The sequence below is a fragment of the Gordonia aichiensis genome, from assembly GCF_039946255.1.
Classification (GTDB): Bacteria; Actinomycetota; Actinomycetes; order Mycobacteriales; family Mycobacteriaceae; genus Gordonia; species Gordonia aichiensis_A.
Genome location: NZ_JBCDWL010000002.1, coordinates 401588 through 427230, shown reverse-complemented (window position 1 = coordinate 427230; position 25643 = coordinate 401588). Strand labels below are relative to the sequence as shown.

General features: G+C 68.8%; 26 protein-coding genes and 1 tRNA gene. 9 read left to right on the top strand and 18 right to left on the bottom strand.

What is annotated here, in order from left to right:
* Positions 1 to 26: 26 nt before the first annotated feature.
* Together AAFO60_RS04860 and AAFO60_RS04855 are read left to right on the top strand one after the other, a co-directional pair.
* Positions 27 to 1097: a GmrSD restriction endonuclease domain-containing protein gene (locus AAFO60_RS04860; protein WP_347955026.1), complete on the top strand. Its 1071-nt coding sequence runs from the start codon at positions 27 to 29 to the stop codon at positions 1095 to 1097.
* A gap of 505 nt (positions 1098 to 1602) precedes the next feature.
* Positions 1603 to 1675: transfer RNA gene (locus AAFO60_RS04855), tRNA-Ala, on the top strand.
* Between the two features lie 99 nt (positions 1676 to 1774).
* Here the strand turns inward: AAFO60_RS04855 and AAFO60_RS04850 are convergent.
* From AAFO60_RS04850 to AAFO60_RS04840, 3 genes are read right to left on the bottom strand one after another with little or no spacing between them, the layout of a single operon-like run.
* Entirely contained in the window at positions 1775 to 2092 is a 318-nt protein-coding gene (locus AAFO60_RS04850) for a hypothetical protein (protein WP_347955025.1), read from the bottom strand.
* The gene (locus AAFO60_RS04845; RefSeq protein WP_347955024.1) at positions 2089 to 2934 is read right to left on the bottom strand and encodes a sulfite exporter TauE/SafE family protein; all 846 of its coding nucleotides are present in this window, start codon (positions 2932 to 2934) and stop codon (positions 2089 to 2091) included. The genes AAFO60_RS04850 and AAFO60_RS04845 overlap by 4 nt, the downstream gene beginning before the upstream one ends.
* A complete protein-coding gene (locus AAFO60_RS04840; RefSeq protein WP_347955023.1) occupies positions 2931 to 3671 on the bottom strand; it encodes a GntR family transcriptional regulator in 741 nt (246 codons plus the stop codon). The genes AAFO60_RS04845 and AAFO60_RS04840 overlap by 4 nt, the downstream gene beginning before the upstream one ends.
* A gap of 388 nt (positions 3672 to 4059) precedes the next feature.
* Between AAFO60_RS04840 and AAFO60_RS04835 the strand changes: the two genes are divergently transcribed.
* The 3 genes from AAFO60_RS04835 to AAFO60_RS04825 all read left to right on the top strand — a co-directional run bounded on the left by AAFO60_RS04835 (position 4060) and on the right by AAFO60_RS04825 (position 6367).
* A complete protein-coding gene (locus AAFO60_RS04835) occupies positions 4060 to 4803 on the top strand; it encodes a lytic transglycosylase domain-containing protein (RefSeq protein WP_347955022.1) in 744 nt (247 codons plus the stop codon).
* 224 nt (positions 4804 to 5027) lie between these two features.
* The gene (locus AAFO60_RS04830; RefSeq protein WP_347955021.1) at positions 5028 to 5582 is read left to right on the top strand and encodes an MmpS family transport accessory protein; all 555 of its coding nucleotides are present in this window, start codon (positions 5028 to 5030) and stop codon (positions 5580 to 5582) included.
* A gap of 44 nt (positions 5583 to 5626) precedes the next feature.
* Entirely contained in the window at positions 5627 to 6367 is a 741-nt protein-coding gene (locus AAFO60_RS04825; RefSeq protein ID WP_347955020.1) for a hypothetical protein, read from the top strand.
* 54 nt (positions 6368 to 6421) lie between these two features.
* On the opposite strand, the gene AAFO60_RS04820 is transcribed toward AAFO60_RS04825, so the two are convergent.
* From AAFO60_RS04820 to AAFO60_RS04800, 5 genes are all read right to left on the bottom strand, one after another.
* Positions 6422 to 6598, bottom strand: a complete 177-nt coding sequence (locus tag AAFO60_RS04820) for a hypothetical protein (RefSeq protein ID WP_347955019.1) — start codon at positions 6596 to 6598, stop codon at positions 6422 to 6424.
* 53 nt (positions 6599 to 6651) lie between these two features.
* Complete coding sequence (gene sepX / locus AAFO60_RS04815; protein WP_347955018.1) at positions 6652 to 7890, bottom strand: divisome protein SepX/GlpR; 1239 nt, start codon at positions 7888 to 7890, stop codon at positions 6652 to 6654.
* Positions 7891 to 8058: 168 nt separating this feature from the next.
* Entirely contained in the window at positions 8059 to 8715 is a 657-nt protein-coding gene (locus AAFO60_RS04810; protein WP_347955017.1) for a GNAT family N-acetyltransferase, read from the bottom strand.
* Between the two features lie 43 nt (positions 8716 to 8758).
* Complete coding sequence (gene glp / locus AAFO60_RS04805) at positions 8759 to 10060, bottom strand: molybdotransferase-like divisome protein Glp (protein WP_347955016.1); 1302 nt, start codon at positions 10058 to 10060, stop codon at positions 8759 to 8761.
* 139 nt (positions 10061 to 10199) lie between these two features.
* Positions 10200 to 11135, bottom strand: coding sequence for a UTP--glucose-1-phosphate uridylyltransferase (locus AAFO60_RS04800; RefSeq protein ID WP_347955015.1), 936 nt, complete (start codon positions 11133 to 11135; stop codon positions 10200 to 10202).
* A 59-nt stretch (positions 11136 to 11194) separates the two neighbouring features.
* Between AAFO60_RS04800 and AAFO60_RS04795 the strand changes: the two genes are divergently transcribed.
* Positions 11195 to 11779: a 5-formyltetrahydrofolate cyclo-ligase gene (locus tag AAFO60_RS04795; protein ID WP_347955014.1), complete on the top strand. Its 585-nt coding sequence runs from the start codon at positions 11195 to 11197 to the stop codon at positions 11777 to 11779.
* Between the two features lie 57 nt (positions 11780 to 11836).
* On the opposite strand, the gene AAFO60_RS04790 is transcribed toward AAFO60_RS04795, so the two are convergent.
* Positions 11837 to 12139, bottom strand: a complete 303-nt coding sequence (locus AAFO60_RS04790; RefSeq protein WP_347955013.1) for an FmdB family zinc ribbon protein — start codon at positions 12137 to 12139, stop codon at positions 11837 to 11839.
* A 104-nt stretch (positions 12140 to 12243) separates the two neighbouring features.
* A complete protein-coding gene (nhaA, locus tag AAFO60_RS04785; RefSeq protein WP_347955012.1) occupies positions 12244 to 13509 on the bottom strand; it encodes a Na+/H+ antiporter NhaA in 1266 nt (421 codons plus the stop codon).
* Between the two features lie 220 nt (positions 13510 to 13729).
* Here nhaA and AAFO60_RS04780 point away from each other — a divergent pair, with 220 nt between their 5' ends.
* The 3 genes from AAFO60_RS04780 to AAFO60_RS04770 all read left to right on the top strand — a co-directional run bounded on the left by AAFO60_RS04780 (position 13730) and on the right by AAFO60_RS04770 (position 16045).
* Positions 13730 to 14287 (top strand): SAF domain-containing protein, encoded by a 558-nt coding sequence (locus AAFO60_RS04780; RefSeq protein ID WP_347955086.1) that lies wholly within the window; start codon positions 13730 to 13732, stop codon positions 14285 to 14287.
* A 124-nt stretch (positions 14288 to 14411) separates the two neighbouring features.
* Positions 14412 to 15221: an MscL family protein gene (locus tag AAFO60_RS04775; RefSeq protein WP_347955011.1), complete on the top strand. Its 810-nt coding sequence runs from the start codon at positions 14412 to 14414 to the stop codon at positions 15219 to 15221.
* A 140-nt stretch (positions 15222 to 15361) separates the two neighbouring features.
* Positions 15362 to 16045, top strand: coding sequence for a heme oxygenase (biliverdin-producing) (locus tag AAFO60_RS04770; RefSeq protein ID WP_347955010.1), 684 nt, complete (start codon positions 15362 to 15364; stop codon positions 16043 to 16045).
* 945 nt (positions 16046 to 16990) lie between these two features.
* Here the strand turns inward: AAFO60_RS04770 and AAFO60_RS04765 are convergent.
* The 8 genes from AAFO60_RS04765 to AAFO60_RS04730 all read right to left on the bottom strand — a co-directional run bounded on the left by AAFO60_RS04765 (position 16991) and on the right by AAFO60_RS04730 (position 25501).
* Positions 16991 to 17641, bottom strand: a complete 651-nt coding sequence (locus AAFO60_RS04765) for an MspA family porin (RefSeq protein WP_347955009.1) — start codon at positions 17639 to 17641, stop codon at positions 16991 to 16993.
* Between the two features lie 32 nt (positions 17642 to 17673).
* Entirely contained in the window at positions 17674 to 18246 is a 573-nt protein-coding gene (locus tag AAFO60_RS04760; protein ID WP_347955008.1) for an MspA family porin, read from the bottom strand.
* 458 nt (positions 18247 to 18704) lie between these two features.
* Positions 18705 to 19226 (bottom strand): MogA/MoaB family molybdenum cofactor biosynthesis protein, encoded by a 522-nt coding sequence (locus AAFO60_RS04755; RefSeq protein WP_347955007.1) that lies wholly within the window; start codon positions 19224 to 19226, stop codon positions 18705 to 18707.
* A gap of 93 nt (positions 19227 to 19319) precedes the next feature.
* Positions 19320 to 20684 carry a S1C family serine protease gene (locus tag AAFO60_RS04750; protein ID WP_347955006.1) on the bottom strand — a complete coding sequence of 455 codons (1365 nt, stop codon included), beginning with the start codon at positions 20682 to 20684 and terminating at the stop codon, positions 19320 to 19322.
* Between the two features lie 91 nt (positions 20685 to 20775).
* The gene (locus AAFO60_RS04745; protein ID WP_347955005.1) at positions 20776 to 22194 is read right to left on the bottom strand and encodes a HAMP domain-containing sensor histidine kinase; all 1419 of its coding nucleotides are present in this window, start codon (positions 22192 to 22194) and stop codon (positions 20776 to 20778) included.
* Positions 22194 to 22877, bottom strand: coding sequence for a response regulator transcription factor (locus AAFO60_RS04740; protein WP_347955004.1), 684 nt, complete (start codon positions 22875 to 22877; stop codon positions 22194 to 22196). Before AAFO60_RS04740 ends, AAFO60_RS04745 begins: the two co-directional genes overlap by 1 nt.
* Positions 22878 to 22975: 98 nt before the next feature.
* Entirely contained in the window at positions 22976 to 24556 is a 1581-nt protein-coding gene (locus AAFO60_RS04735; RefSeq protein ID WP_347955003.1) for an FAD-dependent oxidoreductase, read from the bottom strand.
* A 9-nt stretch (positions 24557 to 24565) separates the two neighbouring features.
* On the bottom strand, positions 24566 to 25501 hold the full coding sequence (locus tag AAFO60_RS04730; RefSeq protein WP_347955002.1) for an AurF N-oxygenase family protein: 936 nt from the start codon (positions 25499 to 25501) through the stop codon (positions 24566 to 24568).
* Positions 25502 to 25643 lie beyond the last annotated feature (142 nt).

Sequence of the window (25643 nt, the reverse complement as noted above, 5' to 3'; positions counted from 1 at the left end):
TCGGAGGCGGGTGCCATGATGGCCGCATGACAGATCAGCAAGTGCCTCGGTTCAGTTTCCCCACGGCTCGCCTCGGCGTCAGCGCCGCAGCCGCGCTGGCGGCCGTGCTGATCGCCGGGTGCGACGCGCCGAGCACCACGACGGCCTCGTCGCCGAGTGCGGTGGCCGACCGCGGCGACATCGCCTGGTCGAGCACGCCCGAGAGCTCGGCTGCCGCCGCGACCAGCACGACCTCACGCGCAGCGGACCTGCCGCGGCTCGCCACCAACGCCCTGTCGACCCTCGAGCGCCTACCGGTCAAGGGCCGGGCGCCGAAGACGGGCTACGACCGCGCACTGTTCGGTCAGCCGTGGACCGACGACGTCTCGGTCGACGGGGGCCACAACGGCTGCGACACGCGAAACGACATCCTGCGTCGTGATCTCACCGACGTGACGTACAAGACCAAGACTCGCGACTGCGTCGTCGCGTCGGGAACCCTGCGCGACGTCTACACCAACAAGACGATCGCCTTCCAGCGCGGCGGCGCCACCTCGTCGGCGGTCCAGATCGATCACGTCGTGGCCCTGTCCGACGCCTGGCAGAAGGGTGCCCAGCAGCTCTCGACAGAGGAGCGCACCGATCTCGCCAACGATCCCCGCAATCTGCAGGCCGTCGACGGTCCCACCAACCAGCGCAAGAGCGACAGCGACGCGGCCTCCTGGCTGCCGCCCAACCGTTCGTACCGGTGCACCTATGTCGCACGGCAGATCGATGTGAAGGCGTCGTATCGCCTCTGGGTCACCGCGGCCGAGAAGAGCGCGATGCAACAGGTGCTGAGCGGGTGCGGTGGCGACGCTCCCTCCACCCCGTCAGCCGTGCCGGAGCCGACCACCCAGCCGCAGCGTCAGGAGCCAGTGACTGCGACCCGCGCACCGATCGTCCAGACTCCGACTCCCGCCCCGCCCGCCCCTCCGGCCCCGCCTGCCGCGGGCGCGGACGTCTTCTATGCGAACTGCGCGGCCGCCCGTGCAGCGGGCGCCGCTCCGATCTTGGCGGGACAGCCCGGCTATTCCCGAAAGCTCGATCGGGATGGGGACGGAATCGCTTGCGAGTGAACAGCTTTCGAGAAACTGCTGAAGTCTCGACCAGTCCTTGAAACTTGGTATGGGTAGCCTAAGTTAACATCAGGTAAAGGAAGCCTAACTTCAGGAGCTGGGAGCGCCGCCGGCGTCTCGATCCACAGCCCGCTCACGGCAAACCCGCAGGCCCGAGGCTCAAGCGAGCCTGTCGTCGAAATATTGTGTGCCGCAACACTTTTGGGCAGACTATGTGAGTTGATTCCGACAACAGGAGCTGAACCGACAAACGTGTAACGATTTTCTCGCATCGTCCGATGCACCCACACGTCATAGAAAGGTGGACACATGTTCCCCGCCCTCACCCAGTTCTTCAACGACGTCACGATCTTCGGCGGCGACCTCCTGCACATCGCCATCACCGTCGGATTCGGCGGCTAGTCCACCCGCTCTGACGCCGGTACACACCGTCGCCCACCGGGCGATTTGTGTACCGGCGTTTGCGTCCTGTTACACTGACTCTCGGTCGTCGACACGACGCCCCGGGGCTATGGCGCAGTTGGTAGCGCGACTCGTTCGCATCGAGTAGGTCGGGAGTTCGATTCTCCCTAGCTCCACCGAGAAGGGCCAGGTCAGAGAATATTTCTCCGACCTGGCCCTTCATCGTTCCGCGCACGGTTCTCCACCGAGCGCCTGCACCGCCCGTGCCTCATCGATCAGATGAGCAGCCCCATCGCCCCTCCCGCGATCACGAGTCCGATCACGATGACAGTGACGACGACGAAGGCCGTCTCACCTCGCCGCACGAAGTATCCCGCCATCATCGCCAGCCTGAGCACAGGAAGCAGAATCAGCAGGGCACACCCGGCGGCGAGCAGGACCGTCGCGATCAGGCCCGGCAGAAGGTAGGCGACGGCTGCCCCGGCGACCAACAGGGCGGCGGCGATGATCGTGCAGGTCCGCATGAGAGCGGCGATGGCCAGAGCGAGTCGGCGGTCGCCGGAATCCGTGGGCGAGCCGGCACGGTGCGTCACGACGCCCCCGTCCAGGCCATGCCGAGAGCGTTGGCCGCCATGGGGACGGCGAGGGCGAACAGCACGATCGTGAACACGACACGCAGCGAGGGTCCCGCCGCTTTGACGAGGATCCTCGCGCCGAGGACCGAGCCGGCGAGCGAACCGAGAACGACGGGCGCGGACAGTTCGAGATCCAGGGTGCCCGACAGCAGGTACGCGGCCGCGGCTCCGCAGGCCGTGACTCCGATCATCAGGTTCGCGGTGGCCGAGGAGACCTTGATCGGCAGTCTCATGGCGGCGTCCATCGCGGGGATCTTGAGGACACCGGACCCGATGCCCAGCAGTGCCGAGAGAGTGCCGGCGCCGAACATGAGTCCGGCCCCGAGCGGCAGCCGCGCGACCCGATAGGAGACGGGATTCCCGTCGTCGCCGGTGACTGTGCCCGACAAGGACGAGTACCGGCGTCCGCGCACATCACGTGGCGCAGCGGCGGGACGACGGCCGTTGATCATCTGCACGGCGGACAGCAGCAGCACCGCTGCGAAGATCGCATAGAGGATCCGGTCGGGCACGGTGCCGACCAGGAGCAGACCGGCCAGCGCTCCGAGCGCCGTAGCGACCTCCAGAACGACGGCCAGGCGCAGGTTCGTCAGCCCGGTGGACAGGAACTCGGGCGCGCTGGCACACGAGCACGCGATCACCGAGACCAGGCTGACCCCGACCGCGACGGGGAACGAGACGCCTGCGAACAGGGTCAGCAGCGGGACGACGAAGATGCCCCCGGCCATGCCGAGCGCGCTGCCCAGGGCTCCTGCCGCCAGCGAGCCGAGGAAGAGCAGGGAGAAGAGAGCGAGCGTCACGTCTGCGGACTCGTCTCGCCGCCGGGCCGGGGCAGGCGCGCGGTGAAGGTGATCGCGTCGCCGCGGTAGTGCAGGATCTCGTAGTCGACCGGCCGCTGGCCGACCGTGAACGATGTCCGTTCGATCCGGAGAACCGCATCACCCGGGGCGATCCCGAGCGCCTCCGCCATCGCGGCGTCGGCCGTGTCGGCCTGGAGGGCGTACGTGGCTTCGAGCAGCGGCGTGCCGTGGCGGGTCTCGAGCAGCGTGAAGATCTGCTCGTTCTCCAGATCGTCCTGCGCGATGAGACGACCGAGCTCAAGAGGGAGGTAGGTGTCGTCGAAGGACACCGGTTGCCCGACTGCGAGTCGAACACGCTCGATGTGAGTCACCCGCACCCCGAGCGGCAACTGCAGGGCCTCACGGACTTCGGCGGGCGCGACGATCTCCTCGATCGTCACCACTTCGGCGCGCGAAGGCACACCGTGGGAGTCCATGTCCTCGACGAACCCGGTCAGAGCCGTGAGGGGCTGCCGGAAGCTCGGTGCGGTCACGAAGCTGCCCCGGCCGCGTCTGGTCGTGATGAGGTTCCGGGACGCGAGATTCTGCATGGCCCGCCGGACCGTGATCCGGCTGACGCCGAACGTCTCGATCAGCTCGTCCTCGGTGGGCAGTTGGTCGCCGGGATGGAGATCGACCCCGAAGCGGGCGACGAGCGCCTGCTCGATCTGCGAGTACAAGGGGGCATGGGAACTCACCCCACCACGCTACATCATGTTGTTATGACAAGTGTCCGATCTCGGCGCGCAGCAGCGGCTCCGGCTCGGCTCGACGACCCCGAGGACGGGCCTGACGTGGCCTGCCCCTCACTCCGCCGCATTCCATCGCGAACACCCGACAAAGGCCTCGAAGCCCACTGCGACAGGAACCACAGTGTCGGGACTCACACTTCACCGTGGGCGCGGCCTCGACCTGCACGGTTCCAACCGACATCTACACTGACCAGTCACTCAAGTAACGGTCAGATAACGACACCGCTACGGATTGATGTACGTTCGTCCGCAGTCCTTCCGACGGCACCGGCCGCACTCCGGCCCGGCGCAGTCAACGGACGTGCCCGTTCTCCCCATCGCAAGGTCTTTCCACATGCAGTTGCCCCGTTCGTCGCGCAAGTCCGCAGCCCTCATCGTCGCGGGCCTGATCCCCGTCGGCGGGCTGCTGATCGGTTCGACCGCCGGCGCCGGCGATCACCTCGCCGACCCCGCGCCGGCCCGCGTCGCGCACGCCGAGCCCGCGGCTGCCGCGAAGCCTCAGGCTCCCGCGATCCCGACCGTCACCGAGACCGTGCGCCCCGCCGCGGTCCGCCTCCCGGTCTCGGTGATGTCGGGCATGGTCCCGAAGATCAACTACGAGGCCTACCTGTCGGCGGCCGAGACGATGGCGAAGAAGCAGCCGCGCTGCGGCATCGACTGGCGTCTGATCGCCGGAATCGGTCGGGTCGAGTCGCACCACGCGAACTCCGGCGACGCCGACGCGCGCGGCCAGTTGCGGACCCCCATCTTCGGCCCCGTCCTCGACGGTTCGCTCGCCGGCAATCAGGTCATCACCGACACCGACGGCGGACGTCTCGACGGCGACGCGGTTCACGACCGCGCCGTCGGCCCGATGCAGTTCCTGCCGTCGACGTGGGAGCACTACGGCGCCGACGCCGACGGCGACGGCACCGCAGACCCGCAGAACATCTTCGACGCTGCGCTGACCACCGCCCGCTATCTGTGCGACGACGGCATGGACCTGCGGAACCCGAACGACGTGACGCGCGCGGTCCTGCGCTACAACAACTCCATGACCTACGTCGACGACGTCGTCGGTTACGCGCGCTCGTACTGACCTCCGTCGGCCCCGACTGGCGCAGAGCGTCGATCCGCCCTGGTCACCCCATTGCCGGCTGCACTTATTCATCCGTTCACAGGACATCATCAAGTCATTCGGTTGACCGACATCTGAAGGTCGGCCCGGCCAAGAATGTCACAGGCCCCTCCTAGGTTTCTCCGTGTCCGACCAAAGCGGTCGCACAACGACACTCAGGCATCTTCCCTACCTAGGAGTCCTCAATGACCACACCTCAGCCGCCGCAGCCCAGCCCCGATCCGGCAGCACAGCAGAACCCGTATGGGCAGCCCAATCCCTATGCGCAGCCGTACCTTCCGCCCCAGCCCGCCAAGAAGCGCAAGAAGTGGCCGTGGATCGTGGGCGCCATCGTCGTCGTGTTCATCGCGATCATCGGCGGTTGCGCCGCGATGGCGGGCAGCGTCGTCAACGAGATCGACAAGGCCACCAACAGCACCGCGACGGTGACCTACCGCGTCACCGGAACCGGCACCGCATCGATCACGTACAGCGACAAAGACTTCAACATGGCGCAGAACACGGCCGCGCAGCTGCCGTGGACCCAGGAGGTGTCGCTGACCGGACTGGGCAAGGTCGCCTCTCTGACCGCGACGAACGATTTCGAGGCGTCCGCCGACCAGGCGATCACGTGCGAGATCGTCGTTCAGGGGACGGTGAAGAACACGCAGACCAGCACCGGGCCGGCTGCCACCGCGAACTGCACGTACAGCGTTCCGACCGCCGAGACCGAACTCGACCCCGTGATCGAGATCGCATGAGCCGAGGCCTCTCCGATCAGGAGGGGCCTCGGTAGTCTCTTCCCATGGCGCTCACAGATGCAGACATCGCAGAGATCCTCGACCGAGCCGTCGCCGCAATCGATCCGATGATCGATGTCCTCGCCACCGCCGACCCGTTGCGCCTCAAACCGCGCACCTTCCTCGACGCGACCCCGCTGAACTGCCTCGACCGCACCGCGGGCGCGGCGTCGCAGGTCTTGAACTTCCTCGACTGGCCCGGCACCGCAGGCTGGGACGAGCTGCCCATGCGCGATCGCGCCGACTGGTGGGTCTCCCGCATCGGCGTGGTCACCACCGGAGGGGTCGCCTTCCCCGGCGTCTTCGGCGCATGGACCAAGAAGCTCCCCGTCGCCGACTATCTCGGGGTCGCCAGCCAGGCGCTCGTCCTGCGCGCGGTGGGCCGCGAGTACGGCGCACGATCCCGCGAGGCCGGAGTCGTCATGCTGGCCTCGATCCTGTTCGGTCGCGACCTCGACGGCCGACTCGCCGTTCCCGCCGACGCCGATCCGCTGCCGCCCGGTACCGGTCGCCGCGACAAGGCCTTCATCACCCGCCTGTGGACCGTCGGGCGGATGCTGCACGATCTGGCCCGCGCGACCGGCGATCGTCCCAGTTCGCCGCGCATCCTGTCGTGGCTGGGGTGGATCCCGCTGATCGGTGGTCCCGCGGGCTACCTCGGCGAACTCATCGCACTTCGCCGCGCCGCGGCCATGTGCCGCGAGTGGATCGTCGCGCACCCGCACACCGTGTCACCGACGAACTGAGCGGTCCCCACGGGCGCGTGTGCCCGAGGGGTCGCAGGTCCACCAGGCCTGCGCTCAGTCGTCGTCGTCCTGGTCGTCGGCCGCGGCGTTGCGCGCGGCCGCGATGTCCAGGGCGCGACGGGCGGTCGCCTCATCGGGGTAGGGCCCCATCCGGTTGAAGACGTGCCCGACCTTGCCCTGGGTCACCTTGCCGGACGCGACATCGAAGTACCACTGGTCGTCATTGCTCATGTGCTTCAGCCTAAGCGGACATCGCAGCGATCGGTGACGTTACCGCGGACCGATCACACCGCCGTACGACGATGGTCGACGTCGTCGTAACCGTCGTAGTAGTCCTCGTCGTCGTACCGGTCGGCGTACGCGAAGTCGTAGGTCGGCAGGTGATCGAACGCCGGATCCTCGTCGTCGATCTCCAAGACGATCGCGCCACCGGGACGACGCAGCCGAGCAGGCGGCTCCACGTACGTCGGTTCCGCCCGGAGCGACTCCAGACGCGCGTCCTCCCGCTGCTGCCGGCGTCGGCGCGCGGCACGCTGGGCCTGACGCATCTGCTCCTCGCGGACGGTCCGCCGCAGCAGGAACAGATAGGCGCCGAAGACCACCACCATCGTCACCGCGGCGACCGCACCCCACGGCCTCAGCACGAACGCCGCCACGATCGAAGCGAGCGTCACCGCTGCCAGCACCAGGACGATCCGCTGCCGCTCGCGGTACTGCATCTGCTCGCGCTCGGCCACCCGCTCGGGACCGTAGCCTCCGCGACCGCGCACCTCGCGCGGTGCCGGTGCGTCATCGTCGATCATCAGATCCTCGGTCTCCGTGTCGTCGGATTCATCGGTGGCGACCACCTCGTCGGCGTCGTGGGCTTCGTCCGCGTCGTAGGCTTCGTCGACCTCGATCCACTCGTCGATGTCGTCGAAGTCGTCGGCCTCGACGCGGTACACGTCGGTGTCGGCCACGCGGGCGGCCTGCGCCCGATCGAGATCGACGACGTCGTCGGCGACCAGCGGGATCTGGTCGGTCATCTCGACCGCGCTCACCGCATCGGCGCTCTCGTCCGCATCGTCGGCAATGCTCTCGACCGCGTCGTCATCGGACTCGTCGGACTCCGCCGCGATCTCCTCGGCAGCCACCGCGCCCTCGACGTCGCTTTCGGCATCTGTGCTGTCGACTTCCGAACTCTCGACGTCGGCGCTCTCGACATCTGCGCTCTCGAGGTCCGCACTCTCGACGTCTGCCACCGAATCCGCTTCGGCGTCTTCGACGTCGGTCTCGGCGACGGCCGCCGTCTTCCGGCGAACCGCATCTGCCTGCTCACCGGCTTTGGCCGCCGCGCGTTGCGCCGCACGGGTCCGCGTCGCGGTTCGCGTCTGGCCGCTCCGCGACCCGCCGCGATGGACCAATCGGGTGTTCGCCGCCGCTTCGGTCGTCTTGCGCGCCTGGGGACGGCCGCGCAGCACCATCGGGACCAGCACGAACAGCCAGACTCCGATCAAGGTCACCCACAGCACTGAGGTCGGCATGAGCGGCAGCTCCTCTCCGAATGGTCGCGACCGTCAAGATCGCACGTCCCTGGTCGCGGTAGTCGAGTCCACTCAACAGAGTATGAAGTCGGACCACCGACGGCCCTCAGGCGCGCCGGACGAATCGACGATTCTCAGCGAACAGTCAGTCGCACTCGCCTCGACCGGTCAGACGGCGAAGGCGCGGCCGGCCCGGATGAGCGTCTCGACAGCGCTGCCGGCCACCTCTTCGGCGGTCAGCGCGAACAACAGATGGTCGCGCCACCGGGCGTTGACGTCCATGTACCGCTTGAGCAGGCCCTCGTTGCGGAATCCGACCTTGCCCAGCACGGCCTGCGAGGCGTGGTTGTCGGGCTGCACGGTGGCCTCGAGCCGATGCAGGCCGACGGCGCCGAACGCATGATCGACGCCGAGCGCCACGGCCGCCGAGGCCACTCCCCCGCCCGCCGCGTCGGCGTCGACCCAGTAGCCGATCCACGCACTGCGCACCGCGCCGCGCTGCACGTTGCCGATCGTCAACTGCCCGGCGTAGCGGCCGTCGACCTCGATCACGAAGGGCAGCATGGTCCCGTGCTTGGCCTCGTTCTTGAGCAGTGAGAACATCGGCGCCCACGACGACGGCTGGTGCCGGGCGTCCCACGAGCCCTGCCCGGTCGGCTCCCACGGCAGCAGCTGGTTCTGGTTCTTGATCCGCAGCCGACTCCAGTCGCTCGCATCGCGCATCCGCACCGGGCGGACCGTCACCACCCCGGCCTGCACCCGCACCGGCCCCAGCTGCGCGGGCCACCCGGGGCTCCGCGGCGAATCGATCAACCACCTCAGCACAGTGCGATTGTAGGCAGCCCGCCGCGCGCGGCCCGGCGCCGGTTCATCCCCGCTGCGCCAGGAACATCACGTCCACGTGATCGCCGGTCCGCACTTCCTCGACGTCCTCGTCCACCATGATCAGGCAGTTGGCCTCGGCCAACTCCGCGAGCAGATGCGAGGTGCCGGTCTCCGATTCGCCGATCACCTGCACCAGATAGTCACCGGATCGTTCGTCGCGCATCAGCTGACCGCGAAGGAATCCGCGACGGCCCTCCACGGAGAGGATCGGTCCGATGGTCCGGGCGCGCACCGTGCGTCGCATCGGCTGACGCTTGCCCAGTGCGATGCGGATCAGCGGTCGCACCATCACCTCGAAGGTGACCAGCGCGCTCACCGGGTTGGCCGGCAGCAGGAAGGTCGGGATCTCGTCGCGCCCGAGGCGCCCGAACCCCTGAACCGATCCCGGATGCATGCCGACGCGACCGATCTCCAGATCGCCCAGGTCGGCGACGGCGTCGGTGATCGCCGCCGACGCCGCCCCGCCGATCGCACCGCAGATCACCACGATCTCCGAGCGGATGAGCTGGGCCTCGACCGCTTCGCGCAGGCGCGCCGGATCGCGTTCGGCGATGCCGACCCGGTGCACGTCGGCGCCGGCGTCGCGGGCTGCCGCCGCCAGTGAGTAGCTGTTGATGTCGAAGACCTGGCCCGCGCCCGGCTCACGATCGATGTCGACCAGCTCGTTGCCGACCGCGATCACCGAGACCCGCGGCCGCGGGTGCACCAGGACCCGGGACCGACCGACGGCCGCCAACAGACCGACCTGCGCCGGTCCGATCACCGATCCCGCGCGGACCGCGACGTCTCCGGGGCGCACGTCGTCGCCGGTGCGGCGGACGTAGTCGCCGCTGTCGACCCCGTGCCCGATCATCACCCGGGACTCGCCGCCGTCGGTCCAGCGCAGCGGGACCACCGCGTCGGCCAGAGTCGGCATCGGCGCACCGGTCTCGACCCGGACCGCTTGTCCGGGCTGCAGCCGCGTGGGGGTGCGCGATCCGGCGCCGACGTCTCCGACGACCGGCAGGTGCACCACCAGGCGTCCAGAGTCGTCGAGTTCCTCGACTTCGACGTCGGTGGCGAGCGTGTTGACGTCCTCGGGCGCCTCGGTGCCCGCGAAGGCGACGTCGACCGCCCGGACGGCGTATCCGTCGATGGCGGCTTGATCGAAGCCGGGCAGCGGGTCGGAGGTGATGACCTCCTCGGCGCACAGCAGACCCTGTGCCTCGGAGATGGCGACCTGGACCGGCCTCGGCGCGACCACCGAGGCCGTCACGAGGCTCAGATGGTCTTCGACCGAGCGCATAGTTCTCCTCACCATCCCCGGGTCGTGTCCGCCGCGCAGCGCGCGGACGAGTGCCCCTCGAGATTATCGGCCGCGCCGCGCGAGCACCCGCAGGCGCGCGGAGCCGCGGCCGCCGCCCGCACCGACGGCGGCGGTCCGGTCAGTCCTGGGCCAGCCGCCGATTCAGCCACGCGCGCAGCTCAGGACCGTAGTCGTCACGGTCGAGCGCGAAGTCCACAGCCGCCTTCAGATACCCGCCGGGGTTGCCCAGATCGTGCCGCGTGCCTCGATGAGTGACCACGTGCACCGGTTCTCCCCATTCGATCAGCAGGGCGATCGCGTCGGTGAGCTGCAGTTCGCCGCCCGCCCCCGGTTCGATGGCGCGGAGGGCGTCGAAGATCTTGCGGTCGAGGATGTAGCGGCCGGCCGCGGCGAGGTTCGACGGCGCCTGGTCGGCCGCGGGCTTCTCCACCATGCCCCGGACGCGTCGGACGCCGTCGCCGTCCGCATCGTCCTCGACGTCGAAGACGCCGTAGGCGCTGATCTCGTCGCCGGGCACCTCGATCGCGCACAGGACGCTGCCGCCGTAGCGTGCGCGGGCCGCCGCCATCTCGCCCAGCGTTCCGCCCGGCAGGACGAGGTCGTCGGGCAGCAGGACGGCGATCGCGTCCTCGTCGGCGGCCAGTTCGGGTTCGACGCATCCGACCGCGTGCCCCAGCCCGAGGGGCTTGTCCTGGACCACGGAAGCCACTTCCAGCAGCGACGGCGCATTGCGCACCTTGGCGAGCATCGCCTCCTTGCCGCGGACCGCGAGCGTGTGCTCGAGGACCAGGTCTTCGACGAAGTGCGCGACCACGCCGTCCTTGCCGGGCGAGGTGATGATCAACAGCCGCTCGGCCCCCGCCGATTTCGCCTCCTCTGCGACCAACTCGATTCCGGGGGTGTCGACGACCGGCAGCAATTCTTTGGGGACCGTCTTCGTCGCGGGCAGGAAGCGGGTGCCCAGGCCGGCCGCGGGAACGACCGCGGTGCGCGGGATCGGCGGCATCGCCTCGGCGATGCGCCGGGCAGACGGTCGCGATGTGGTGTCTGGCATGTCGACAAGGGTAATGATCGCTTCTGGCAGGATCGGACGCGAGTCACAGAAAGGCCGCCATGAATCAGCAGAAGTCGGACATGCGCCGCCGCGTCCTGGCGGCCCGCGCGCAGCTCTCGCCCTTCCTTCTCGCCCAGTGCAACGCCGAACTCGCCGAATGGATGTACCGGCTGCCGGTCGACCTCGCCCCCGGCGACGTCGTCGCGGCCTACGTCGCCACCCGCGCCGAACCGGGCGGTACCGCGATGCTCGACGCCCTGCTCGACCGCGGGTTGCGGGTCATCCTGCCGATCGTCCCCGAGGGGGATCCGACGCGGTTGCAGTGGGGCGAGTACCACGGGGAGACGTCGCTGAGCGAGGGGCGCTGGCATCTGCTGGAACCGCTCGGCTACCGACTCGACCCCGACACGCTGCACGAGGCCGCGGTCATCCTGGTGCCTGCGGTGGCCGCCGACCGCACCGGGGCCCGGCTCGGGCGCGGCGCGGGCTACTACGACCGGACGCTGGCCGCCGTCGACGCACCGGTGATCGCGGTGGTGCACGACGACGAACTGTTCGACGACGGCGTCCCGCACGAGGCCACCGACGTTCCGATGGACTGGGTCCTCACTCCGGGCAGGGGCTTCGTCCGCGTGTCGTCGTGAGCCGCCGGCGACGCGATCGCGTCAGCGGCGAACCGGTCCGACCGGTTCGCTCGGGTCTCAGGCCGGAGTGGCGGCAGGCGTCGACGACGTCGAAGAAGAAGCGCTGGACGAGGACGAGGAGTCGCTCGACGTCGACGAGCTCGTGGAGTCGCTCGACGAACCGGCACTGACCGACGACGAACCCGACCGCGAGTCGGTGCGGTAGAAGCCGCTGCCCTTGAAGACGATGCCGACCGAGTTGAACAGCTTGCGCAAGCGGCCGTTGCACTGCGGGCACTGGGTGAGCGAGTCGTCCGAGAACGCCTGCTGGATGTCGAACTTGTTGTCGCACACAGTGCACGCGTAGCTGTAGGTGGGCACGGGAACCTCCGAATGTTAAGAACCTCGTCGTCCAGTGTAAACCGAACTTGGCACTCAATCATTCCGAGTGCCAACCGGAGGTCGGATCCGGGCCCGCGGCGGGCTCAGTGACCCAGTTCGACGGCGGCCTCGGTGTCGGGCCGGTACCGCCTGGCGTCGCGGTACAGCAGCGCCGCACCCAGCACCGCCGCGGTCAGCGAGCCGAGCAGGATCCCGATCTTCGCGGCGGGCTGATGGTCGGCCGACAGGCCCGCGTCGGGAGCGAAGGACAGCTCCGCGATCAGCAGTGCGACGGTGAAGCCGATGCCGGTCAGCAGGCAGACCGGGAGCAGCCCGCGCAGGGTGATGCCCTCCGCGAGCCGCAGCGGCGTCAGTCGGGTGACCAGGAAGGTGGTCGTCATGACCCCGATGACCTTGCCGAAGACGAGTCCGCAGAACACGCCGACGCTCACCGGCTGCACGATGTGCCCGACTCCGATGACGGTCACCCCGGCGGAGGCGAAGGCGAACAGGGGCAGGGCGATCGCCGCCGAGATCGGCGCGACCGTCGCACCCAGCGACACCACGCGCGAGTGCTTCTCGCCGAACAGCGTGACGGCGGGGACGGCGAAGCCGAGCAGCACCCCGGCGACCGTCGAATGCACCCCGGAGGCGTGCACGAAGCCCCACGCGGCCACCGCCAACGGGATCAGCAGCCACCAGTGGACGCGCCGCAGTCGCACGGCGACGCCGAACGCGACCACGCAGGCGAGGCCCGCGGCGAGCATCCCGAAGTCGATGGTCTCGGTGTAGACGGTCGCGATCACGATGATGCCGAGCAGGTCGTCGACGACCGCCAGGGTCATCAGGAAGACTCGCAGGCCTGCGGGCAGCCCGCGCCCGACGACCGCGAACACCGCGAGTGCGAAGGCGATGTCGGTGGCGGTCGGGGTGGCCCAGCCGCGCAGGGCGGCCGAATCGCCGGCCGCCACGATCGCGACGTAGATGAGGGCGGGCGCCACCATCCCGCCGACCGCTGCTGCGACCGGCACCCCCGCCCGGCGCGGATCACGCAGACTCCCGGCGACGAACTCGTGCTTGAGTTCCACGCCGACGACGAAGAAGAAGATCGCCAACAGCCCGTCGGCGGCCCATTCGCCGATGGTGAGATCGAGTTTCAGCGACGACGGTCCGACCACCGTTTCCAGCAGCGAATGGTAACCCTCGCGCCACGGCGAGTTCGCCAGAACGAAGCCGATCACCGCGGCGGCCAACAGGATCAACCCGCCTTGGATGTCGCCGCTGACCCATCCGCGCCAGCCCGCTTTGATCAGCGGGTCGGAATCGGCCGGATCGGCCGACGGCGGGTTCGCGGTTGCATCGTCGTTCATAGGCTCATCCTCTCAGATTCACTTCTGTGGAATTCGCCGCCCAGGACTCGAATTCATCCACAACCGGACGATTCGCCGGCATGCCCCTGCGCCGTCGAGCACGCTGACGCACATGAAGATCGGTGGACGCTCATCAGGCCGTGGTTCCGATTCCCTCTCGCCGCTGCTGTCTTCTCGGATTCGCGCTCTCGGCACCCGCGGGACCTTCCGTTCGGTGCGGATGCGGCGAGTCGTCGCGGCCGGACTGGTCGTCGCGGCAGGCGTCGTCGCGATCGCCGCGGCCCGCGCTCCCGCCGACGCTCCGATCGTGGTGGCCGCCGCCGACCTCCGCCCGGGGACGGTGATCTCGGCCGGGGATCTGTCGGTTCGGCGCACTCCGCCCGAGCACCGTCCGGTCGGGGCCTTCAGCGACGTCGACGCGGTCGTCGGGCAACGCCTCACCGGTCCGCTGCGCACCGGTGAGGTCCTGACCGAATCACGTCTGCTGACAACGCGTCTGCCTCGGCTGTTGACCGGAAGCAGCTCGGCGCGGCTGGTCCCGGTCCGCCCCGCCGACGGGGCCGTGACACAGTTGGTCAGACAGGGCGATCTGGTCGACGTCGTCGACGCCGAATCGGCGGTTCTGGCACGCGACGCCGTGGTCGCCGTGGCGCCGGGCATCGCGTCCGGCAATCGACCGGCTGGTTCCGAGCCCATTCTCCTCGCGATGGATCAGGCATCGGCCCAGCGGGTCGCGGCCACCGGTCTGGGTACCGCCCTGGCTCTGCTGTTGCACTGATAGCGCCAGTCGGGGGTCCGCCGAACGCACGACACTTTGCCACTTCACTTCCCGGCGAACTCTTGATGAGTGGTTTAGAATCAGCGAATCGCGATAGGCACATCCGAACCGGAGGGGAACTCTCGTGCTCAAAGGATTCAAAGACTTCCTAATGCGAGGAAACGTGGTCGAACTGGCCACGGCGGTGATCATCGGTGCGGCATTCACGGCGATCGTCACCGCATTCACCGAGAAGATCATCAACCCGCTGTTGGCGACCATTCCCAGTGGTGACTGCCCCTCGGCGGCACCGGCCGAGGGCGGGGCAGCGGGTCCCGCGCAGATCTGTGGATTCGGATTCCCGGTGAAGTCGAGCGATCCCGCGACATTCCTGGATTTCGGCGCCGTCATCTCCGCATTCATCAACTTCGTGATCGTCGCCGCGGTCGTCTATTTCCTCATCGTGGTGCCCTACAACAAGTTGCAGGAACTCCGGAAGCTGGAGGACAAGGAAGAGGACCCGGACGAGCAGATCGTTCTGCTCACGCAGATCCGCAATGCGCTCAACCCCGAGGCCAAGGCCCGCGAGGACGCCGAGCGTGCCGCCAAGGACGCCGAAGAGCGCGCGGCACAGGCGGCCGCCGAGGCCCCGCCCGCGCCGGTCGCAGCCGCACCGTCACCCGGGTATGACGATCGCACGCACACGATGACGATCCCGCCGCAGGCCCAGCAGACGCCGCAGGCACACCAGGGTCAGCAGCCCCCGCAGCACGGCCGCCCGTCGGGGTTCACGCCTCCGTCGGGTCCGCCGACCGGCGGCTTCCCGACCCCCAACCCGGCTCCCGGCGAGTACCCGCCGCCCGGAAACCTACCGCCGGGCCAGTACGCCCCGGGCCAGTACCCGCCGCCTCCCGGTCAGCAACCGGGCGGTGAGCCACCCCGCCACTCCCGCTGACGACTGCGACCCAGAACGACGGCGCCCACCTCGAAAGAGGCGGGCGCCGTCGTCATTCCCGTGCATTCGATGTCGCATCGACGCCGCCTGATTTGTTACGTTAGGTTTGGCTTCACTGAATAGTCTCCGAAAGGGATTCCATGACCGCGACCGCGTCGACCGACGTCGCCTCCGATGTGCGCCTGTCGGTGCAGATGAAGCAGGGATCCCTCGTCGAACACGAGCAGGCCGAGAACTCCGACTTCATGGCTGAACTGCTGGCCGGACGGATCAACGAGGCCGGCTACCTGGCCTACCTGCAGCGTCTGCGCATCGTCTACGACGCCCTCGAACGGGCCGCTCGGGAGCTGTCCGACGATCCGCAGTTCGGTCACGTCCACGACCCAGCGCTGGAGCGGGTCGGGACGATCGACGCGGACATCGCCCACTGGACCGCACGGCTGGGCGCCGAGCCGGCGGTTGTCGACTCCCCCGCCGCGCAGGCGTATGCGGCGCGGCTCGCCGACGCGAGCGGTTGGGCCGGTCTGCTGGTGGCGCATCATTACACCCGCTACCTGGGCGACCTGTCGGGCGGTCAGGCCATCGGCCGACTGCTGGATCGCGCGTTCGAGCTCGACGGCGAAGGCGTGTCGATGTACTACTTCGACCTGAAGTCGGCGACCAAGCCGTACAGGGACGAGTACCGCCGCAGCCTCGACGCCCTCGGGGACGGGTTGGACGCCGACGACCGCGAGCGGATCGTCGACGAGGTCCGCGCCGCATTCCGTCTCAACCACGACCTGTTCGCCGAACTCGGCACTCTCATCGACGACTTCCGTCGCTGACCCGGCCAGCGGGTCTCGATACGCCGCGGCGCTGCGCGCCGGGGCTACTCGACAACCCTGTAGCGCTCCGCACAATCACCACAGGCTGGTCGAGAAGCCGTCTCAGGCTGGTCGAGTAGCCCGCGAACGAAGTGAGCGAGCGTATCGAGACCCCGGCCACCCGGTCTCGATGCGCGGCCTCCGCTACGCTCCGGACGCTTACTCGACCACCCTAAAAACCGCGCCACCCCAGGCCGGTCGAGCAGCCGTCTCAGGCTGGTCGAGTAGCCCGCGAACGAAGTGAGCGAGCGTATCGAGACCCCCACACCCGGTCTCGATGCGCGGCCTCCGCTACGCTCCGGACGCTTACTCGACCACCCTAAAAACCGCGCCACCCCAGGCCGGCCGAGCAGCCGTCTCAGGCTGGTCGAGTAGCCCGCGAACGAAGAGAGCGAGCGTATCGAGACCCCGGCCACCCGGTCTCGATGCGCGGCCTCCGCTACGCTCCGGACGCTTACTCGACCACCCTAAAAACCGCGCCACCCCAGGCCGGCCGAGCAGCCGTCTCAGGCTGGTCGAGTAGCCCGCGAACGAAGAGAGCGAGCGTATCGAGACCCCGGCCACCCGGTCTCGATGCGCGGCCTCCGCTACGCTCCGGACGCTTACTCGACCACCCTAAAAACCGCGCCACCCCAGGCCGGCCGAGCAGCCGTCTCAGGCTGGTCGAGTAGCCCGCGAACGAAGTGAGCGAGCGTATCGAGACCCCCACACCCGGTCTCGATGCGCGGCCTCCGCTACGCTCCGGACGCTTACTCGACCACCCTGAATAACCGCCCCATACCCAGACGCCTCGATACGCCGCGGCGCTGCGCGCCGGGGCTACTCGACGAGCCTGAGAGACGACGCCCCGAACGACGCAGGAGGGCCCGCAACCTCACAGGTTGCGGGCCCTCCTGGCGGAAGACGTCAGCCGATGCTGAACGGCTTGCCGTACAGGGTCACGTTGCCCTTGAAGGTGTCGGTCGAGACCTTCACGGTCACCCGAGCCTGAGCCTGGGCGTAGCCGGCGCAGCCGTCGACGCCGAAGCGCTCGCCGCTGTAGGCGACGCCGCCCTGGGCGCCCTTGAAGGTGAAGCTGTTGACGGTGTCATCACCGATGACGGTGCTGACGACCGGCACGTATGCAGCCTTACCGGGCGACAGCTCGATCTGGCCGGTGCCACCGAAGTCCTTGGGGCTAGCACTGAAGGCGTAGCCTTCATCGGTCGGACCGCCGGTGATCTTGCCGTGTGCACCGACGCCCGCGCCGAAGTTCACCTGGCAGCCGACGACGTAACCGGCGTTGATGTTGCCACCCTTGACGCCACCGGCGGTGGTGACGCGGACCTTGCCCGACACCATGACCTCGCGGGAGGTCGGGATGTTGGTGACGGCGCGGCTGACGCGTGCGGCCTCGTCGTACAGGCGGATGGTGACGCTGCCGCCGTCGAGGTTCTTGGTCTTGACGGCACCCGGCAGTGCGAAGGCGTTGGCCGGTGCTGCGGTGGTGGCGCCGACGACGACGGCGCCGGCGATGGCTGCGGACGCGGTGAGACCGCGGACTACGCGCTTGTTCATAGTTCGTTCCTCGCTAAGTCTGTGATCTCGGGTCAGCCGAGGCTGAACGGGGTGCCGTACAGGTTCGCCTGCACGTAACCGCTGTTGCCGGACAGGACGCCGTCTTCGGCGGAGTAGCCGTCAGCGGCGACCACCTGGACCACCGAACGAGCCGAGGCGTAGCCGCCGCACTGCTGGACGTCGATGGCGAAGCTGTCGACCATGACCGTGCCGTGGCCCTTCTTGAGCTTCAGCGAGTCGGTCTTCGCGTAGACGACCTGACCCGGAGCCAGCGGAACGCTCAGCGAACCGGTGCCGGTGACGCCGCCGGTGAGATCGAAGGAGCCGCCGAGGGTTCCCTTGAAGCCCTGCAGGTTGATCTGGCAGCCGACGAGGTAGCCGACGGTCATGACGCCGGTACCCTTGCTCAGCGAAGCCTTGTAGGTACCGGACACGGCAGCCGCGCGGCCTGCACCGTTGGCCGCCATCGACGGCAGGATCCGGCTGCTCTCATTGCTGCGCGAGATGTTGACGACCTGGCCGTCGATGCCGACAGCCTTGGTGTGACCGCCCGGCAGTCGACCAGCATCGGCCTGACCTGCACCGACGGCGACTACTCCGGACACTGCGGTGACTGCGACGGCAGCTGCAACCGCAGCGCGTCGCATACCGACTCCACTGAACTTCACACGTATCACCCTTCATGTGGCCGGCATCTCGCCGACAAAGAATATGTGGCCGATTCACTTTCTAAGCCGGGGCTTAGGTTAACCCAAGCATTTGAAAGCTGCCGTGTGACAGGGAAGGATGCCCGAATCCGAGTGAAAAGGATCACATACTGTTCAGTCAGTATTGCGGCCCGTACTGAGTTGTGAGTCAGCCGTGATGCGGTGGACGATTCTCGTCGTACCAGCGACGTCCGCGTCCGGAGTGGGGATCTTCGCCCGGATCGCCGATCGTGGCGGGCAGGTCGTCGCCGAACACTTCATCGAGTCGACGCCGCCGCCGCCAGTCCGACGACCGCCCCCGACCTGAGCCCGACCCGGCCTCCTCCGCGGTGTCGGACGCGGCCCCGGAGGGCTGGTCAGAACTCACTGATCGCGGCGATCACGTGGTGGGCCAGCGGCATCAGGGTCGCCATGCCGTCGCGGACCGCGGCCCGGGAGTCGGCGAGATTGACCACCACCGTCTGCCCGGAGATCCCGGCCAATCCGCGCGAGAGCCCGGCGTCGGCCGACCCGGCCGACAAGCCGGAGCTGCGGATCGCCTCCTCGATGCCCCGCAACCTGCGGTCGAGCAGCGGTTCGGCGGCCTCGGGCGTCACATCGCGCGGGCCCACGCCCACACCGCCGACCGACACCACCAGGTCGACACCGCCGATCACCGCGGTGTTGATCGCATTCCGGATCTCCACCTCGTCTGCGGAGACAGCGGTGGTCGCGTCGACGTGGAAGTCGGATTCCTCGAGCAGCTCCCCCACCAGGGGCCCCAGCAGATCCGGGACTTCACCGGCCACCACCCGGTCGTCGACGACCACCACCAGCGCGCGCGGTGTCGCGATCCCGCGGACGACGGCCTCGGCCTCGGCTTCTGCGGAGTCAATCATGGTTCACCCTTCCTCGATCCCGCCGCCGGTGCGGCGCTCGTCTGCGATCCGCGCAGATGCGGGCGAAACCGGTTTCCGTCCGCATCGCGTCGGTCAGCTACTACCCAGCTTCACATCTGCGGTCTTGGTCTGACCGCCGATCACATAGGTGATCTTGACCGAATCTCCCGGAGCGTGCGACCGAATGGCGGCCACCAGCGCGTCCGCGGACGCGATCTTGCGGTCGTTGACCTGCGTGATCAGCGCGTCCTTCGGGATTCCGGCCTGCATTGCCGCGCCGCCGTCGACGACGCTGACCACGAGAGCGCCCGGCTGCGTCAGATCGGCGCTGGGACGCACGTTGACACCGAGGCTGGCCTGCGTCGCCCGACCGTCCTTCCGCAGCTCGTTCGCGATCCGCATCGCCTGATCGACGGGGATCGCGAAGCCGAGGCCGATGCTGCCCGACTGTTCGGCGCCGCCTCCGTTGACGGTGGCGATGGCGCTGTTGACGCCGATCAGCGCGCCGTTGGCGTTGACCAGCGCACCGCCGGAGTTTCCGGGGTTGATCGCGGCGTCGGTCTGGATGGCGTCCATCACCGATTCGACCGAGCCGTCGGCGCCCGACGTCGACACCGGCCGGTTCAGCGAACTGATGATTCCGGTGGTCACCGTTCCGTCGAGCCCCAGCGGCGACCCGATGGCGATCACCTCCTGGCCCACCTTCAGATTGGACGACGAGCCGATGGTGATCGGCTTCAGACCCTTCTTGTCGGCCTGGATGACCGCGATGTCGGAGGTCGGATCGGTGCCGATGACGCGGGCCGGGGCGCGACTGCCGTCGTTGAAGCTCACCAGGATCTTGTCGGCGGGCTGATTGCCGCCGGCGCTGATGACGTGGTTGTTGGTGAGGATGACGCCGTCGTCGGTGAGCACGATCCCCGAGCCCGAACCGGTCTGCCGCCCCACCTGAACGGTGATCGAGACCACCGAGGGCAGCACCTGCGCCGCCACGTTCTGCACCGAGCCGGGCGCGGCCGCCGGCTGCTCGGTCATCGTGGGACCGGAGGCGACGACGCTCGACGACGATCCGGTGTCGGCGCGATCGGTCAGAGTGACACCGAGCAGGCCGCCGACGCCGCCGGCGAGAACAGCCACCACAGCGGCGCCTGCCAGCAGCTTCTTGCCGTTGTTCTTGGGGGCGGGCGGCGCGGGTTCGGGCGCCGAAGCACCGAAGGGACCGCCGGCCGCCGGGAACGGACCGGTGGGCGGCGGGCCGTAGCCGTACGGAGCGGCGGGCGCCTGCCCTGCCGCGGGCTGGGATGGGAACTGGCCGCTGGGTGTACTACCCGCCCCGGCGCCGGGCGCCGATGCTGCGGGCCCCTGCGGCGCGGCGGGGAAACCGCCTGTCGAAGGCTGCGTCGGATACCCGGGGACCTGCCGCCAATCACCGTTGCCGGGGTGTTCGCCATTCGTCATGGAAGTAAGCGTATTGCACCATTCTGTGAAGCGGCTCAGTCTCCGTTGCCGAAATGCTGCCGGGTTCCTGTCAACTCGCTGTCAGCTCTGATCAGCGGCGCACCACGATCGGTTCCGGTTCGGTGTGCTCGGGAAGCCCGGGAAGTCGCATTCGGATGAGCGCCCCGCCGGCCTCGGACCCCTCGGCGACCACCGAGCCGCCGATGCGCGTCACCACCTGCCGGACGATCGCCAGCCCGAGACCCGAGCCCGGCATCGTCCGGGTGGCGTCGGCCCGATAGAACCGCTCGAAGACCATCTCCCGATCCTCCGGCGCGATCCCCGGCCCGGCGTCGGCGACGCTCAGTTCGGCGGACGCCGGCCCCACCTGCACCAGCCGGACCTGCACAGTCCGTCCCGGCGGACTCCACTTGGCCGCGTTGTCGAGGACGTTGAGCACCGCGCGGGAGAGCCCGTGCTCCTCGCCGAAGACGAACCAGGGCGTGGTCTCGACGTCGAAGACGATGTCGGTGCGACGCCGCTTCACCCGCTCGAGCGCCGAGTCGATGACGTCCTCGATCGCGACCTCCTGGTGCACGGCTTCGAGCGCGTCGTCGCGGGCGAGGTCGACGAGGTCGCCGACCAGCGTCGACAGCTCTTCGATCTGGGCCATCACGTCCGACCGCAGTTCCACCATGTCGGCGGCCGGCACCGGCGGCGCCCCCGGGGCCGACGAGGCGATCAACAGTTCGAGGTTGGTGCGCAGCGAGGTCAGCGGCGTCTTGAGCTCGTGCCCGGCGTCGGCGACCAGGCGCGCCTGCTGATCGCGCGACTCGGCCAGTGCGCGCAGCATCGTGTTGAAGCTCTCGGTCAGACGCGCGAGTTCGTCGGTGCCGGTGACCGGGATCGGCGTCAGGTCCTGGGTGCGAGCCACCCGTTCGGTGGCCGCGGTCAACCGGGTGACCGGACGCAGGCCGGTCCGCGCGACCGCCGTCCCGGCGATAGCGGCGAAGGCGACCCCCGCGCCGCCGACGATGAACAGCACCGACGCGAGTCTTGCGAGCACCGCATCGGTGCGGTCGAGCGACTGCGCCAGAATCAGCGTGCTGCCGTCGGAGAGCTTGCGCGCCAGCACCCGGTGGTTCGACGTGGTCCGCAGGCTCTGATTGAGTTTGCCCGGCGGGTTGGTCGATTTGGCGATGTCCTGTTCGGGCGTCCCGAAGGGCACGTCGCCGACCATGATCGCGTGACCGTCCTGCTCGACGAGGGCGATGGAGATGGAGGTGGAAAAGACGGTCCCGGCCACCAGCGCCTCGGGGCCGTTGCTCAGCCGGCCGAGCTTGGCCAGGGCGGTGAGGCCGTCGGCCCGCGCGACCAACTGCGTGTCGACGTCGTTGTACATCGACCGCGACACCACCAGGTAGGCGGCGCCGGCCATCAGGACCGCCGACAGCAGCACCACCGCCGACGCCAACAGTGCGACGCGCCGGCGCAGCGAGACGGCGCGTGTGAGCCGCAGCGGGCCACGCACTACGGCGTGCCCTCGCGCAACACGTATCCCACGCCGCGGACGGTGTGGATCAGCCGGGGCTCACCGTCGGCCTCGGTCTTGCGGCGCAGATAGCCGATGTAGACCTCCAGGGCATTTCCCGAGGTCGGGAAGTCGTAGCCCCACACGTCCTCGAGGATCCGACTGCGCGTCAGCACTCGTTTGGGGTTGTTCATCAGCAGTTCCAGCAGTGCGAACTCGGTGCGGGTGAGGCTGATCTGGCGCTCACCGCGCGTCACCTCGCGCGTCACCGGGTCGAGGGTGAGGTCGGCGTACGAGACGGCCTCGGACTCGTCCTCCTCCCGGATGGTGCGTCGCAGCAGCGAGCGCACCCGGGCCAGCAGTTCTTCGAGGGCGAAGGGCTTGGGCAGGTAGTCGTCGGCGCCGGCGTCGAGTCCGCTGACGCGCTCGGAGACCGAGTCGCGCGCGGTCAGAACGAGGATCGGCAGATCGTCGCCCGCCGACCGCAGCCTGCGGCACACCTCCAGACCGTCCAGCCGGGGCATCATCACATCGAGGACCATCAGGTCGGGCCGGTCGGCGATCACCTTCTCGAGCGCTTCGAGACCGTCGCCCGCCGTCTCGACGGTGTATCCGTTGAAGCTGAGCGATCGCCGAAGCGACTCGCGGACCGCACGATCGTCGTCCACCACCAGGATGCGCATGGATACAGTCTTATCGCGCCGACTGAGATTCGACTGAGCGAACACGCCGGTGAACCGGCCGTACTCTCCCGTTCCTCCCGGTCAGCGTCTCCGCCCGGTCAGCGCCGTCGACGCCCCGCGGCGGCGAGCATGTCGCCGACGTCGGTGAACTTGACGCGGGGACGACCTTCGCGGGCGCCGCGCTCCCGCTCGCGCCGATCGATGGCCGCGATGCCGCGGTAGCCCAGCGACGTGCGCCGGCGGCGTCGGAGCAGATCCGGGAACGCCTTCGGGGGCGCGGCGGTCCGGGCCAGTCCGGCCGCGACGTCGGCGATGAAGGATTCGACGGTCTCGATCGCGTGCTGCTTGTTGGCGCCGATGCCGCCGGACGAGCCGCGCGCCGCCCACCCGACGGCGTAGACACCCGGGATCGGCTCACCGTCGGCGCCGAGCATCCGACCGTCGCGAACCGGGAACCGGCCCGCGGCCTCGTCGAAGGGCAGCCCGCCGATCGGCACCGCTCGGTAGCCGATCGACCGCACCAGCAGGTCGGCCGGCAACGCGGCGAGGTGTCGGCCCGACCGGACGCCGACCGACTCCACCGCTCCCGCGCCGGTCGCGGCCTCGGGGACGGTGTTGAACAGGAAGACGATGCGTCGCCGACCCGGCGCAGCCGGTGCCGACAACTCGGCGGGCAGGCCGTCGGCGCCGTCGTGCACGGCCACGTCGACGCCCGGGATCGTCGACAGCGCGCGGTACTCGGCGGCGGTGTAGGCGGCCGAGTCCTGACCGCGACGGCCCAGGATCACCACCTCGTGGACGTCCTGGCGTCGCAGCAGGTCCAGGGCGCGGTCGGCGATGTCGGTGGCGGCCAACAGGGTGGGCGGCGACACCAGGATGCGGGCGACGTCGAGCGCCACGTTGCCGGTGCCCACGATGACCGCGCGGCCGCTGCCGCCCGCCCGCAGTCGCGGTCCCGCCGCGCCCGGGACCGCGTTGTACCAGGCCACCAGTTCGGTGGCCGAAGTGCTGCCCGGCAGGTCTTCGCCGGGGATGCCGAGGCTGCGCGCCTGCGACGCGCCGACGGCGTAGAAGACCGCGTCGAAGTGCTCGGCGAGTTCGGCGGGAGTGATCTGCCCGGCGGCGGGGTTCGGTCCCACCTCGACGTTGGTCGCCATCTGCACCCGCGGATCGCGGTACAGGATGTCGAAGGTCTTCATCACGTCCTTGGTGCTCGGATGGTCCGGCGCCACGCCCGCCCGCACCAGTCCGCCCGGGGTCGGGAGCCTGTCGAAGACGGTCACGTGCGCGTCGGTCCGGTCCAGCAGGGTGCGCAGCACGTAGCCGCCCGACGGTCCGGTGCCGACGATCGCCACCCGCAGGTCGCGCGGCAGGCGCGGGATCTGCGGGTACACCACGTCCGACCAGCCGGAGGAGATGTCCGGGTTGTCACGGTAGTAGGCGGCGTTGATGTCGGCGAAGATCGCGTCCCGTGCGCCGAGCCGGTCGGCGGGGAAGATCGCGTTCACCGGGCAGGCGTCGGCGCAGGCACCGCAGTCGATGCACGCCTGCGGATCGATGTGCAGGATGTCGGAGGTGCCGAAACCGCGTTCCTCCGGGGTCGGGTGAATGCAGTTCACCGGGCATACCGAGACGCACCCGGCGTCGCTGCAGCAGGACTGGGTGATGACGAAGGCCACCGGAGGCTCCTAGATCATGTGGGCTTTGCGGTAGTACCGCATGGCGGGCTTGGTGAGCAGACCGACCTCGTCGAGGAACTCCATCAGGTGTGCGCAGCTGCTTCGGATCATGGACTGGAAGTGGGAGTTGCGGGTCCGCTCGTACATGGCGCGGCGTACGTCCAGGCCCGCGTCGGCGTAGGCCTGCGGCTGGATCAGGCTCGACACGATCAGGTAGGCGCCCATCGACACGCCGAGCGCGCTGGTCTGCCGCCGCAGCCAACCGATGTCGGCGACGGCGTCGCGCACCTGTTCGCGCGCGTACTTCATGTGGCGCGACTCCTCCAGGACGTGGATCTCGTTGACCGTCCGGATGAACGGCAGCACGCGGTCGTCGCGCATGCAGCCGCGCTGGAAGACGTCGAGGACCTCTTCGGCCACCAGGATTCCGGCGTACGCGGTCTCCTGGTTGGTGACGATCGGGAACAGCTTGCCCAGCCGCGAGATCTTGGGGTGCGGCCGGTACGACTTGCCGACCATCTTCTCCGACGCCTTGGCGAACATCAGCGAGTGCCGGCATTCGTCGGCGATCTCGACGAGCGCGAACTGGAACTCCGGCGAGTGGTAGTCCCCGACGTACTGGTCGCGCAGGACCATCTCCTGAAGGATCATCTCGAACCAGATGCCGATGTTCATGATCGACGCGAACTCGTGTCGGGTCAGGCCGATCCGCTGTTCTTCGCTGAGTTCGGCCCAGTAGTCGGTCCCGTACAGCGACGACCATTCGGGGCTGCAGCCGTACTTGTCGGGCTCCATCGGCAGCGACCAGTCGATCTCGGTCATCGCATCGCGCGACAGTCGCGCCGCTGATCTGAGCAGTCGTTCGGAGACTTGATCGGTCCCCTTGTCCCGGAGGCTGACGATGTTCTCGCCGCCCGCCTGTTCCCGCTCCATCGACGCAGTCATCTCTGACCTCCGCATACCGTTCCATCACACGTTGTAACAACGATTATTGTCACGTTAGCATCGCCTTGCGACACCGTAAACGGCTCTGCCACGCTTACTGGTGAGTAACGTCAGCGCGGGGACCTGACCTCGCACACAGTTG

What these genes read in the sequence shown, in the direction of transcription:
- AAFO60_RS04795 (WP_347955014.1), top strand. Translation starts at nt 11,195, where the DNA reads ATGAATCAGCAGAAGTCGGACATGCGCCGCCGCGTCCTGGCGGCCCGC.
- AAFO60_RS04750 (WP_347955006.1), bottom strand. Translation starts at nt 20,684, where the DNA reads ATGACGAATGGCGAACACCCCGGCAACGGTGATTGGCGGCAGGTCCCC.
- AAFO60_RS04835 (WP_347955022.1), top strand. Translation starts at nt 4,060, where the DNA reads ATGCAGTTGCCCCGTTCGTCGCGCAAGTCCGCAGCCCTCATCGTCGCG.
- sepX (WP_347955018.1), bottom strand. Translation starts at nt 7,890, where the DNA reads ATGCCGACCTCAGTGCTGTGGGTGACCTTGATCGGAGTCTGGCTGTTC.
- AAFO60_RS04765 (WP_347955009.1), bottom strand. Translation starts at nt 17,641, where the DNA reads ATGAACAAGCGCGTAGTCCGCGGTCTCACCGCGTCCGCAGCCATCGCC.
- AAFO60_RS04770 (WP_347955010.1), top strand. Translation starts at nt 15,362, where the DNA reads ATGACCGCGACCGCGTCGACCGACGTCGCCTCCGATGTGCGCCTGTCG.
- AAFO60_RS04780 (WP_347955086.1), top strand. Translation starts at nt 13,730, where the DNA reads ATGCGGCGAGTCGTCGCGGCCGGACTGGTCGTCGCGGCAGGCGTCGTC.
- AAFO60_RS04820 (WP_347955019.1), bottom strand. Translation starts at nt 6,598, where the DNA reads ATGAGCAATGACGACCAGTGGTACTTCGATGTCGCGTCCGGCAAGGTG.
- AAFO60_RS04730 (WP_347955002.1), bottom strand. Translation starts at nt 25,501, where the DNA reads ATGACTGCGTCGATGGAGCGGGAACAGGCGGGCGGCGAGAACATCGTC.
- AAFO60_RS04825 (WP_347955020.1), top strand. Translation starts at nt 5,627, where the DNA reads ATGGCGCTCACAGATGCAGACATCGCAGAGATCCTCGACCGAGCCGTC.
- AAFO60_RS04740 (WP_347955004.1), bottom strand. Translation starts at nt 22,877, where the DNA reads ATGCGCATCCTGGTGGTGGACGACGATCGTGCGGTCCGCGAGTCGCTT.
- AAFO60_RS04860 (WP_347955026.1), top strand. Translation starts at nt 27, where the DNA reads ATGACAGATCAGCAAGTGCCTCGGTTCAGTTTCCCCACGGCTCGCCTC.
- AAFO60_RS04800 (WP_347955015.1), bottom strand. Translation starts at nt 11,135, where the DNA reads ATGCCAGACACCACATCGCGACCGTCTGCCCGGCGCATCGCCGAGGCG.
- glp (WP_347955016.1), bottom strand. Translation starts at nt 10,060, where the DNA reads ATGCGCTCGGTCGAAGACCATCTGAGCCTCGTGACGGCCTCGGTGGTC.
- AAFO60_RS04830 (WP_347955021.1), top strand. Translation starts at nt 5,028, where the DNA reads ATGACCACACCTCAGCCGCCGCAGCCCAGCCCCGATCCGGCAGCACAG.
- nhaA (WP_347955012.1), bottom strand. Translation starts at nt 13,509, where the DNA reads ATGAACGACGATGCAACCGCGAACCCGCCGTCGGCCGATCCGGCCGAT.
- AAFO60_RS04755 (WP_347955007.1), bottom strand. Translation starts at nt 19,226, where the DNA reads ATGATTGACTCCGCAGAAGCCGAGGCCGAGGCCGTCGTCCGCGGGATC.